Raw genomic sequence first — 11580 nt, forward strand, 5'->3', positions numbered from 1 at the left:
GTCAGGCCCTCCCGGCGCTGCCAAACACCTGCATCTGCTGCGCCACCACATTGGCAATATCGTGTTCTACCGCCATCAGCAGTTCAGCAAAGGCGTCGTAGCGGGCATCACGCTGGGTAATTTGCTTTTCAATTGCACCGAGTGCGGCTTGCGACATGCCCGTGTAGAAATTGATTTTATGGATGCCCAGGCTGATGGCGTGGCGGAAATCGGCGTCACTGATCCCTGAGCCGCCATGCAGCACCAGAGGAATGCCTGCGGCCGCGCGAATGGCCGCCAGACGGTCAAAATCAAGTTTCGGTTCGCCTTTGTATTTGCCGTGCGCATTGCCAATCGCCACGGCCAGACAATCGATCCCGGTCGACTGGACAAACTCCGCCGCCAAAGCAGGATCGGTAAACTTGTTGCTGTCAGCCTCGCCAAACAGCGCCCCCCCTTCATCGCCACCTACCGCGCCGAGTTCCGCTTCAACCGAAACGCCAATGGCGTGGCACATTTTCACTACTTCGCGCGTCTGACGCACATTTTCCTCATAGCTGAGGGTTGAGCCATCAAACATCACCGAAGTAAAACCGAGGCGAATCGCCTGCATTACCGCTTCAAAGTGCAAACCGTGGTCGAGATTAAGCACTACCGGGATATCATGCAGCGCCGCTTCAGTGCGAATAGCGGCAATCAGAGGCGCGAGACTGACATACTTAAAGTGCACTTCCGCGATATTGATGATAAACGGCGATCGCTGTTGCTCTGCCGCCTGAAACAGGGCGCGCAGAAAGTGGGTATCGAGCACGTTAAATGCGCCGAGTGCGTATTGGTGCTGTTGCGCGTGGGCCAGACCCTGCGCCAGAGAAATCAGTGCCATCGTGAACTCCTTTATGCCAGCCAGCGGTGATATTCGTTGCACAACAGCCAGCGCGGATCTTCATCCTCATCAATCGGGTTGAAGCGTGCCAGCGGCGTGAGAAAGACATTGTCATGCTCGTCATCGTTGGGCATCGAGACTTCGCCAACCAGCACATCGCCATAGCCCTCTTCGCCCCAGAAGCTGTGCCAGATTCCGGGCTGCAGGGTTACGCTCTCACCCGGTGACAGGCGCAGTTGCGATCCCGCCGCGTGAGTCTGGCGGATGCCATCCAACGTGACGTTCACCGGCGAATCATCAAGCCGGTCGCCCGCGCGGTTATGCAGTGTCACGATCAGATTTCCGCCGCCGCGATTGATGATGTCTTCCATTTTTTGCGGATGGTAGTGCATGGGCGTCACCTGCCCTTCCCGCACATGCATGATCTTTTCGGCATAGGGTTTGCCCCACGGCTGGCCGCCGCGCGATCCGTTACGCAGAGTAAACAAGGTTAAGCCGGTCTGAGAAAAATCATCAGCACCAAAACTGGTGACATCCCAGCCCAGATGCAGCGCCAGCAGCTCTTCTGCGCTGCGTTTATCCAGCGCACGCCATTGGCTTAGGCCATAATCGGCCCACGGCGGCAGATGCACGTCCTGACGCATAAAGAATTCTCGGGTGAGTTGCAGAATGGCGTTCACTTCGGATCGATGCATAACTCCTCTCCCAATGCGGGCGGCCCAGAGACCGCCTCAAGTGATCAACGTTATTTCACTGTCCAGCCTTTGTAGCTGCTCACGGTATTGCGATCGATCATGGTGACTGGGATCAGCACCGGTTTGTCAGGCGCGGGTTTGCCCTGCAGGATGTCGTAGCCAATCTCCACCGCTTTAGCCGCCATCACCTGTGGATCCTGTGCTGGCGTTGCGACAAACAGCGAACCTTTACGTTTCAGCGCCTCTTCACCATCAGGCGATCCATCGACGCCGACAATAAAGAACTCACTGCGCTGTGCCTGTTTAGCCGCCAGATCCGCACCTATCGCCGTTGGATCGTTGATCGCAAATACCGCATCGATCTTCGGATTGGCTGACAGCAGTCCAGTCATCACTTCCAGGCCACCATCACGGCTGCCCTTGGCATTCTGGTTGTAGGAAAGCAGTTTGATATCCGGATGGGTTTTCAGCTCGTTCATGCAACCTTCAACCCGGTTTTGCACCGCCGAAACAGGCGGTCCGTTGATGATCACCACGTTACCTTTGTCTTTCAGGCGATCAGAGATGTATTTACACGCCATCGCCCCAGCCTGGGTGTTATCGGAGGTAATGGTGGCGTTAGCACCGTCTGCGGCCACGTCCACCGCCACCACCACAATTCCGGCGTCACGCGCACGTTTTACCGCAGGCGCGATGCCTTTGGAGTCGGCGGCGTTCAGGATAATCATGTCCACTTTAGCGGCGATGAAGTTATCAATCTGCGCCACCTGCTGACCGAGATCGTAACCGCTGGAGACCAGCGTCACATTGACCTTGTCGCCCGCCAGTTCGCGCGCCTTGAGCTCTGCGCCTTTGGTGATCTGCACGAAGAACGGGTTGGCGAGATCGCCGACCGTGACACCAATGGATTTGAGTTCTTTTGCCTGCACCAGTGGCGCACTCAACAACGTCGCCGCCAGCAGTCCGGTAATAATCGGATTAAAACGCATAGTCGATGTTCTCCTGCTTTTTTGATTATGTTGGCGACCCAGCAGATCGCCGTTGTGTGACAACCTGTTGCAAATAGCCCTTAACCCACGTGATGACGCGTACGGTACTTATCGATCAGCACGGCAATAATGATCACTCCGCCCTTGATCACCAGTTGCCAGAAGTAAGACACGCCCATCAGCGTCATGCCGTTGTTCAACGTGGCGATAATCAGCGCACCAATTAGCGTGCCGGTGATGGTGCCGATGCCGCCGACAAAACTGGTACCGCCCAGGATCACCGCCGCTATCGCATCCAACTCGTATCCCACCCCCAGATTGCCATTGGCACTGTAGAGGCGTGATGCACTCATCAATCCGCCCAATCCCGACAACATGCCGCTCATGGCATAGACAAACACCAACACCATGCCGACCTTAATGCCGGTAAGACGAGCCGCCTGCATGTTGCCGCCCACAGCGTAGATGTGTACGCCCAGGGTGGTGCGGCGCAGAATGAACCAGCACAGCGCGATGACGGCAAAGGCAATGATGATCAGCCATGGGATCGGCCCGAGATAACCGTTGCCTATCCACTCGAAATTGATATCAGAGTTGATGACGGTGGTGCCGTTCGCCAGCAAATAAGCCGCGCCGCGCAAGGCGGTATAGGTGCCGAGCGTGACGATAAAGGGCGGTAAACCGGCCCACGCCACTAAAATGCCGTTAAACAGCCCCATAATCAGCCCTGCGCCGAGCGCCGCCGGTATCGTCAGCCCGGCAAAGGCGGGATCGAGTGACACCACCATCGCCACCACCGCCGTGGTGCCGAGCATCGAACCGACGGATAAATCTATCCCGCCAGTGAGGATGACAAAGGTCATCCCCGCCGCCAGCACGATATTGATCGAAGCCTGCCGGGTAATATTCAGCAGGTTGGCTTCGGTAAAGAAGTTCGGTGCGACAAAGCCAAAAACCGCCACAATCAGAATCAAAATCGGCAGAATGCCCACCGTTTGCAGCAGATCGCTCATTAAGGCGCGTTTGAGCGTAGGACTTTTTACGCGTGCGGTTTCACTGGTCATTTCGGTCTCCTCAGGCCTGAACCGGCTGTGCGCCGGTGGCCAGTGTCATGATGTTTTCCTGGCTGATCTCTGCGCCGCTCAACTCGCCCGCAATGCTGCCTTCGCGCATCACGTAGACGCGGTCACTCATCCCGACCACCTCCGGCAGCTCGCTGGAGATCATCAATATCGCCACGCCCTGTTGCGCCATCTGATTCATCATGCGGTAGATTTCGCTTTTGGCGCCGACATCCACGCCGCGCGTGGGTTCGTCCAGCAGCAGGATGCGCGGTGCAATCGCCACCCAGCGTGAAATCAGCAGCTTCTGTTGGTTACCGCCCGATAATCCACCTGCCCGCACCTGAGCGTGCGGCACACGGATATTGAGTGATTCGATGGCATCACCAGCGATCTTTTGCCCTTTGCGCCGATTGAGCAGACCGTAGCTGGCATCACGCTCCAGCGTGGCCATCACGATGTTTTCCTGCGCGGCCAGTTCCAGAAACAGCCCTTGCTCTTTACGGTTCTCGGTCAGGAAACCAATGCCACGTGCTATGGCATCCCGCGGGGAGTGAATTTTCACCTTCTCCCCATCGATCCAGATCTCGCCGCCTTTCGGCTGGTGCACGCCAAAAATCAGCTGAGCCAACTCACTGCGCCCGGCACCGACCAAACCTGCCAGCCCGACAATTTCACCGGCACGCACCGAGAGACTGCTGGGATGCACTTTCCGGTTATCGGTGAGATGATTAACGGCCAGGCGCACCTTACCGAAGGGAATATTGCGGTCTTTATTAAACAGATCGCTGAGTGGACGCCCGACCATCATGCGCACCAGTTCACTGGCATTCAGTTGGTCACGCGTCAGGCTGCCAACATACTGTCCATCACGCAGCACGCTGACGCGATCGGAGAGCTCATACACTTCCGCCATGCGATGACTGATATAAATGATCGCCATGCCTTCACTGCGCAGGCGTTTAATCAGCGCAAACAGCTGTTCGGTTTCACGATTGGAGAGTGCGGCAGTGGGTTCATCCATCACCAGAATACGGCTGTTGCGATGCAGCGCGCGGGCGATCTCCACCTGCTGTTGCTCGGCGATGCTCAGCCTGCTCACCAGATCGGTTGCGCTGAATTGCGCACCCAAACGATCAATCACCTGCTGTGCTTCTTCTGCCATCTGCCGACGTTTCACCAGCCCGCCACGCGTGATCTCGCTGCCGAGAAAAATGTTCTCTGCCACCGTGAGATTGGGCGCCAGATTGATTTCCTGATAAATCAGTGTGATGCCCGCTGCCAGCGCCTCTTTCGGGCCTTTAATGGCGTAGGGCTGACCATCAATAAGAATTTCCCCGCTGCTGGCGATATACGCACCGGCCAGAATCTTCATCAGCGTACTTTTTCCGGCACCGTTTTCGCCCATCAGCGCATGGACTTCACCCGGCCACACGGTCAGATCCACGCCTTTTAAGGCGTAGAAGCTGCCGAAGCGTCGGGTGATTTCGCGCATTTCTAATATAGGTGTCGCCGCCATCGCCAGGCTCCTGCTGTGTGAAGTTGTCGCCGAGTGTTGCAACGCCAGATAAATGGAAAATGTCAGCGGCCATTCATATTTGTCATATTGCACCCCGTTCACGCTTTTATACTCGCCGGGAGTTGAGAGGTAAGGAGTGTCCGCAAATGAGTCAGAGTCTGCACTGGCACGCTGGCGCACGGGGTCGCTTGCTGCTGTTTAACCTGTTGGTGGTGAGCGTGACGCTGGCGGTGAGCCTGGTGGCTATTTTTGGATTTCGCCACGCGGGTCACATTCAGGAGCAGGCACAGGCGCAAACCCTGGCGGATATGAACGGCAGCCTGGCGCTGGCGCGGGATACGGCCAACGTGGCCACCGCCGCCGTACGATTGGCGCAGGTGGTGGGTGCGCTGGAGTACCAGAGCGAGTCGGCACGTCTGCAACAGACGCAGCAAGCCTTGCAGCAGTCTTTATCCCTGCTGGCGAACGCGCCATTGGCCGCACAGCAACCCGCGCTGCTGGCGCGCATTCGTGAACGCAGCCAGATGCTGGAACAGAGCATCAATCAGCTGCTGCGTGTTGGTCATCAACGCCACTTACAACGCAACGTGATGCTGAGTGGTCTGTGGCAGGCGCAATTGCTGCTGAATCGCATTGATGTACTCGCCAGCGACGGCGCTTTTTTGCCGCTGCGCCAGCAAACGGATGCCCTGTTAAAGGTGGCGATCCAGTCCACGGCACCGCAAGCTGCTGAACAGCAATTACAACAGGTACTGCCCATTTGGTCCGCCCTGCCGCTACAGGATGCGCTGGCGATGCAGCGTGACCGCTTGGTCGACACCACGCGCAGCTTACAACCCGTCGCTCAACAGCTTGAGCAGAGCGATATCGCCATTGCCTACGCGACCTATCGCATCAAAGCACTGGTTGCGATGCTGAATGGTGACATCACCCATTATGTGCAACTGGTCGCGCAGCAGAGCGATGCGCGTAGCACGGTGACGCATCAGGAGCTGGACTCCATCATCGGGTTTATTGGTCTGTTTATGCTGCTGGCACTGTTGATCACCGGTTACGCGGGCTACTACATCTATCGGAATCTCGGTTCGAGCCTGACCGCTATCGCCCAGGCCATGACGCGCCTGGCCCAGGGCGAGAAAAGCGTCAATGTTCCGGGATTGGCCCGCCGCGATGAGCTTGGCGATCTGGCTCGCGCCTTTAACGTCTTTGCGCGCAATACCGCTTCACTGGCCCACACTTCGCGCCTGTTAAAAGAGAAAAGTAATCAACTGGAATCCACTTTCCTCGCGATGCGCGATGGCTTTGCGTTGTTCGATAACAGCGGGCAACTGGTGGTCTGGAACGCGCAATATGCTGAGTTGCTCGGCATTCCGGCGCGCGACCTGCATCGCGGCCTGCATTATCAACGTCTGCTAGAGCGGATGGATGTGCAACTCACCAGCCTGCACGATGCGCAGGAAGTTCGCCTGCCCGACGGCCGCACGCTGGAACTGCGCTTTAGCCCGGTGCCACGCCGTGGCATGGTCAATACCGTACTGGAGCGCACCACGCGCAAGGCGCTGGAAGAAGCGCTGCTGCACAGCCAAAAAATGAAAGCGGTGGGCCAACTCACTGGCGGCATCGCTCATGACTTCAACAACCTGCTGGCCGTGATTATTGGCAGTCTGGCGCTCACCGTGGGCCAACTCCCCCCTGGTTCGCTGGCCAGTCGAATCGATCGTGCGCGGCTGGCGGCCGACCGCGCGGCACAGCTTACCCAGCGGCTGCTGGCCTTCTCGCGTAAACAGTCGCTTTATCCGCGTGCGGTATCAGTGATTGAGCTGGTCGATAATCTGCACTCACTGTTGCAGCATTCACTGTTGTCCGGTCAGCAATTAGTGGTAGATGCGCAACGCCCCGGCTGGCCAGCGTGGATCGATGCCGGGCAACTGGAAAATGCGCTGATGAATCTGGTGGTCAATGCGCGCGATGCCATGGAGAAACAAAGCGGGGAAATTCGCCTGCGCATCTGGAATCAGCGAATGCAGGAAGCGGATGGCAAACGCGATCGCGTGACCATTGAAGTTATCGATCACGGCTGCGGCATGTCAGCCGAGGTGCGAGAACAAGTGTTTGAGCCATTTTTCACCACCAAAGAGACTGGCAGCGGCAGCGGACTTGGCTTGTCGATGGTATATGGATTTGTGCGTCAATCCGGCGGACAGATCGAGGTGGAAACCGCCCCCGGTCAGGGCACCACCGTGCGTCTGTTACTGCCGCGTGCACCGGAAGCGGCCCAGTCTGCACCGGCGCTGCCGGAATTCACGCCAGTTGCCAGCAGCGACCGTCTGGTGTTGGTCCTGGATGATGAACCCGCCGTCAGGCAGACATTGTGTGAGCACTTGCATCAGCTCGGCTATCTCACATTAGAGTGTGACGATGGCGAATCCGCGTTAACGCTGCTGCGGCAGACGCCAGACATTGAGTTACTGATCAGTGATCTGATGTTACCCGGTACCTTAAACGGCGCGGATGTGATTCGTCAGGCACAACAGCAGTGGCCGGAACTGGCCACGCTGCTGATTAGCGGTCAGGATTTGCGTCAAAGTCAGGTCACTTTGCCGCTGTGTGAACGGTTGGCAAAACCCTGGCAACAGGTGCAGTTGGCGCAGGCGCTGGAGCGCGCCTGGCAACGCAGTGAACGGCTTAATCGCGCACGGCAGGCTGCCACAGCGGCAACGGTTTCCCCGTGATGTAGCGTTTACGCAATTTGCTGGAGATGACATCCATAATCATCACCACGCCGACCAGAAGGATGGTCAGGAACATCACCACATCCCAGTTCCACAGACGCATATTCTCGGCATACACCAGGCCGACGCCACCTGCCCCGACAAAGCCAAGTACCGCCGCCGAACGGGTATTGGATTCAATCTGGTACAGGCTCAATGCCAGGAAGGTCGGGAAGGATTGGGTAAAGATGCCAAAGCGATGTTTCTGCAGGCTATTGGCCCCCACCGCACCTAAACCACGGCTTGGCGAACGTTCAACCGCTTCATGCCCTTCCGCATACAGTTTACCCAGCAAGCCCACATCCTGAACCACAATCGCCAGTACGCCCGCCAACGGCCCCATGCCAACCGCACGCACAAAAATCAATCCCCAGATGGCCATATCGACACCGCGTAGGATGTCGAGCAAACGGCGCACCACTAAGGAGATCGGACGGGCAATGGGATCGTGCATCACGTTACGCGCTGCAAGGAACGACACTGGCAACGCGATCAGCGATGCGGTCAATGTCCCGGCAAATACAATCGCCAGCGTTATGCCAATCTGCGAGAAATAATAGCCAAATGGCCAGTTCATAAAGTCTTGCCAAACAAACATGCGCAGGAAGTAACGCCCTAGTTGCTCGCAACCGATAATGACTCGGCTCCACTCAATGCCAAAGAACTCAAAGAAGAACAGGTAATAAAGCGCGATGGCAAGTGCAACGCCAGCCACCCGGCGCAGATAACGGTTTTGGGCGGCGAACAGTGCAGGATGTTCCTGCTTCAGTTTTGCTACATCCGGTGCTAATGCGATCATTTTATATCCCCTTCCACCACGCGACGGCGCAACCAGCCGGATACCGTATCCAGCAGCGAAACCACCACAATGATCAGCAGCAGCGTAATACTGACCTGATCGTAACGGTCCAGTTTGATGTTGGTCATCAGCTCCTGGCCGATACCGCCCGCACCGACCAATCCGAGGATGGTGGAAGAACGGAAGTTCACTTCAAGGCGCATAAAGCTGTAGGAGAGAAACGTCGGTTTCACCTGTGGCCAGAAGGCGAAGCGCATGCGCTGTAATTTGGTGGCGCCGCAGGCCGCGAGGCCGCGCACCGGTTTGTCCGAAGCGCTCTCAATCGATTCATAAAACAGTTTGGTCAGGCTTCCCACGGTGTGCAGCGCCAGTGCGAGGAAGCCGGGAATCGCCCCAATGCCAAACGCCATGACGAACATCACCGCCCACGCCAGTTCAGGCATGGTGCGCAGGAAAGCGACAAAGGCACGGATCGCAAAGCGGACGCTGCGCGGCGTTTGGGTGTTGTCGGCGGCGAAAAACGCCAGTACCCCAGCGACCATCACGGCAACGATGGTCGACGACAGCGCCAGCTGCAAAGTTTCCCAAATCAGCGGCAGCTGAAAATGCAGGCGGTAGCCCCAGTAGGCCAGCGAGCCTTCGGTTTTGACATCCGCGAACAACACCGACCAATGCAACACCGGCACGGTTTCGCCGATGTAATCAAAAAAGTGTGGCAGTGATTGCCAGACCGTGACCAGATTGAATTCCGCCATCTTGCCCGCAGCGAGGTAGAGCGCCACCAACAGCAGCGACCAGAGCACAGTGTCGCGTTTTTGCTGACGACGGATGCGTTGGTAGTAGTGTTCGAAATCGGTCAAGGGGGATGTCCTGTATTGGAGGTAATATTGCGTGGCACAACGATGTAGCGGCACGATTCATTGCACACTGATACCCGCTCATCTGCGGGTCAAAACCACGCGATTCATCGCGCCGCTACGGTTTGCTGCAAGCGCATCAGGCAGGTATGCTTTACCAGCACACCTGCCCCGCAGGTTCATTAACCGCGTGAACCTTTCATCAAATCACGTTTCATATCGATGATGTTCTGATAATCGGCAACGGTTGCCGGGCCGATGTGCTGAGCACCGCCCACCGCTTTAACAAAGCAACTGTGGTCTTCTTTATCCAGCTTCTTGATCGCAGCCACCAGCTTCTGTTTGAAGTCAGCGGGCAAATTGTTGCTCACGAGGATTGGACCGTTCGGGATCAGCGGAGACTGCCAGATGATGCGAATTTTCTTCATCAGGTCAGGCTGATCCATACGCATCATGCGGCCAAAGGCACCAGAGGTATAACCCTTGTCATAATCACCGATCATTGAAGTCCAGGTCACTGCGCCTTCGAACTGACCATTCAACACACCCAGAATGTCTTGCTCGTGGCCGCCAGAGAAGATCACGCTGGAGAAGGTGTTGTTGTACTTGTCGTCAACCGTGCCTCCAAACTCTTTCTTGAACGCCTGGTTTGGCATCAGGAAGCCAGAAGTTGAATCCGGATCGGCCATACCAAAGGATTTGCCTTTCAGGTCTTCCAGCTTTTTGTACGGGCTGTCTGCTTTCACGATCACCACAGAGTGATAACCCTGTGATCCGTCTTTGTCATCCACCACGATGCCGACCACGTCAACCGCTTTCGGGTTCTGCAGATAAACCGACGCATAAGATGCTGGAGACATGCTCAGCACCATATCAATTTTGTTACCCAGCAGGCCCTGAATCACGCCTGAGTAGTCAGACGAGTTGCGCATTTTGGTATCGACGTTCAGCTCTTTGTCGAAGAAATCTTTCACGCACTGGTTATCGCCGATCTGCTGAGTGGCGTTCTGTCCACCCAAAATCCCGAGGTTCAATTCTTTTGGTGCATCCGCTGCGTTAACGCCAAAAGTCATTGCAACAGTCAATAAAGCTAAAGAGGTCAGTTTCATTCGTGTTTTTTCTCTTGCCGTGGAAGTTAGTGGAGCTGGTTAATTTCGTCGCCGTACAGCTCATGCAGCAAGCCATCGGTCAACTGAGAAGGATGTCCGTCAAACAGCACTTTGCCGCGCTGAATGCCGATAACACGGGTGCAGTACTGCTTCACCAGTTCAATCGAGTGCAGGTTCACCATGACGCTGATGCCCTGCTCACTCACCTGACGCAGCACATCCATGATGCGTTTGGTGTTTTTCGGATCGAGTGAGGCCACCGGCTCATCTGCCAGCAGAATGCGCGGGTTTTGCATCAGCGCACGGCAAATCGCCACGCGCTGCATCTGCCCACCTGACAGGTTCTCCGCACGCTGCAGCGCCTGCGGCAGCATGTTCATCCACTGCAGCAGCTCAATCGCCTGCGCGCGGTCCGCTTCGGAGAACACTTTGAAGAACGATTTCAGTGTTGAAGTCTGGCTCAGGCGCCCCAGCAGTACGTTGGTCAGTACATCCAGACGCGGCACCAGACAGAAATCCTGGAAAATCATGCCGCATTCGCTGCGCCATTCGCGCATCTGGCGGCTATTGAGCGTCACCACATCACGATCGGCTTCACCCTGACGATTACTGAGAATCGCACCCTGCGAAGCACTGATGGTGCCGTTCAGCATGTGTAACAGTGTCGATTTGCCTGCGCCTGAGCGACCAATCACGGCCACCAGCTCGCCCGCATGCAGATCGAAGCTGACATTATCCAGTACGCGGTTTTCGCCGTACGCCTTGCACAGTCCCTGCACCGACAGCACCTTGTTGCCTTGCCCGGCGTGCGGAACATAAGGATTGTCGATAACGGTTTTCAGTAATGCCTGTGCCATGTTGCACTCCATCTCTCTGAGGTCTTGATTGCCCGTTATTACGGGCAAATCCGATGAAGAC

General features: G+C 56.5%; 10 protein-coding genes. 1 reads left to right on the plus strand and 9 read right to left on the minus strand.

The window, feature by feature from the left end; all coding sequences use genetic code 11:
* Position 1 precedes the first annotated feature (1 nt).
* From IAE30_RS13640 to IAE30_RS13660, 5 genes are all read right to left on the minus strand, one after another.
* A complete protein-coding gene (locus tag IAE30_RS13640) occupies positions 2-862 on the minus strand; it encodes a ketose 1,6-bisphosphate aldolase (RefSeq protein ID WP_038646276.1) in 861 nt (286 codons plus the stop codon).
* Positions 863-873: 11 nt separating this feature from the next.
* On the minus strand, positions 874-1557 hold the full coding sequence (locus IAE30_RS13645) for a D-lyxose/D-mannose family sugar isomerase (RefSeq protein ID WP_038646274.1): 684 nt from the start codon (positions 1555-1557) through the stop codon (positions 874-876).
* A 50-nt stretch (positions 1558-1607) separates the two neighbouring features.
* Entirely contained in the window at positions 1608-2546 is a 939-nt protein-coding gene (locus IAE30_RS13650) for an ABC transporter substrate-binding protein (protein WP_038646272.1), read from the minus strand.
* Positions 2547-2626: 80 nt separating this feature from the next.
* Positions 2627-3610, minus strand: coding sequence for a ribose ABC transporter permease (locus tag IAE30_RS13655; RefSeq protein ID WP_038646270.1), 984 nt, complete (start codon positions 3608-3610; stop codon positions 2627-2629).
* Positions 3611-3620: 10 nt separating this feature from the next.
* The gene (locus tag IAE30_RS13660; protein WP_200680149.1) at positions 3621-5126 is read right to left on the minus strand and encodes a sugar ABC transporter ATP-binding protein; all 1506 of its coding nucleotides are present in this window, start codon (positions 5124-5126) and stop codon (positions 3621-3623) included.
* 146 nt (positions 5127-5272) lie between these two features.
* Here IAE30_RS13660 and IAE30_RS13665 point away from each other — a divergent pair, with 146 nt between their 5' ends.
* Positions 5273-7858, plus strand: a complete 2586-nt coding sequence (locus tag IAE30_RS13665; protein ID WP_200680151.1) for an ATP-binding protein — start codon at positions 5273-5275, stop codon at positions 7856-7858.
* On the opposite strand, the gene phnE (IAE30_RS13670) is transcribed toward IAE30_RS13665, so the two are convergent.
* The 4 genes from phnE (IAE30_RS13670) to phnC all read right to left on the minus strand — a co-directional run bounded on the left by phnE (IAE30_RS13670) (position 7812) and on the right by phnC (position 11519).
* A complete protein-coding gene (phnE, locus tag IAE30_RS13670; RefSeq protein WP_200537942.1) occupies positions 7812-8696 on the minus strand; it encodes a phosphonate ABC transporter, permease protein PhnE in 885 nt (294 codons plus the stop codon). The two genes, IAE30_RS13665 and phnE (IAE30_RS13670), sit on opposite strands and share 47 nt — an antisense overlap.
* Entirely contained in the window at positions 8693-9556 is an 864-nt protein-coding gene (phnE, locus tag IAE30_RS13675; protein ID WP_200680153.1) for a phosphonate ABC transporter, permease protein PhnE, read from the minus strand. The genes phnE (IAE30_RS13670) and phnE (IAE30_RS13675) overlap by 4 nt, the downstream gene beginning before the upstream one ends.
* A 179-nt stretch (positions 9557-9735) precedes the next feature.
* Complete coding sequence (gene phnD, locus IAE30_RS13680; RefSeq protein ID WP_200680155.1) at positions 9736-10662, minus strand: phosphonate ABC transporter substrate-binding protein; 927 nt, start codon at positions 10660-10662, stop codon at positions 9736-9738.
* Between the two features lie 26 nt (positions 10663-10688).
* Positions 10689-11519 (minus strand): phosphonate ABC transporter ATP-binding protein, encoded by an 831-nt coding sequence (gene phnC / locus IAE30_RS13685; RefSeq protein ID WP_034824566.1) that lies wholly within the window; start codon positions 11517-11519, stop codon positions 10689-10691.
* Positions 11520-11580 lie beyond the last annotated feature (61 nt).

Source organism: Pantoea sp. S61 (genome assembly GCF_016625145.1).
Taxonomy (GTDB): domain Bacteria; phylum Pseudomonadota; class Gammaproteobacteria; order Enterobacterales; family Enterobacteriaceae; genus Pantoea; species Pantoea rwandensis_B.

Excerpts from the sequence above, each read along its gene's own strand:
- IAE30_RS13640 (WP_038646276.1), bottom strand. The coding sequence starts at position 862 with ATGGCACTGATTTCTCTGGCGCAGGGTCTGGCCCACGCGCAACAGCAC.
- IAE30_RS13645 (WP_038646274.1), bottom strand. The coding sequence starts at position 1,557 with ATGCATCGATCCGAAGTGAACGCCATTCTGCAACTCACCCGAGAATTC.
- IAE30_RS13650 (WP_038646272.1), bottom strand. The coding sequence starts at position 2,546 with ATGCGTTTTAATCCGATTATTACCGGACTGCTGGCGGCGACGTTGTTG.
- IAE30_RS13655 (WP_038646270.1), bottom strand. The coding sequence starts at position 3,610 with ATGACCAGTGAAACCGCACGCGTAAAAAGTCCTACGCTCAAACGCGCC.
- IAE30_RS13660 (WP_200680149.1), bottom strand. The coding sequence starts at position 5,126 with ATGGCGGCGACACCTATATTAGAAATGCGCGAAATCACCCGACGCTTC.
- IAE30_RS13665 (WP_200680151.1), top strand. The coding sequence starts at position 5,273 with ATGAGTCAGAGTCTGCACTGGCACGCTGGCGCACGGGGTCGCTTGCTG.
- phnE (WP_200537942.1), bottom strand. The coding sequence starts at position 8,696 with ATGATCGCATTAGCACCGGATGTAGCAAAACTGAAGCAGGAACATCCT.
- phnD (WP_200680155.1), bottom strand. The coding sequence starts at position 10,662 with ATGAAACTGACCTCTTTAGCTTTATTGACTGTTGCAATGACTTTTGGC.
- phnC (WP_034824566.1), bottom strand. The coding sequence starts at position 11,519 with ATGGCACAGGCATTACTGAAAACCGTTATCGACAATCCTTATGTTCCG.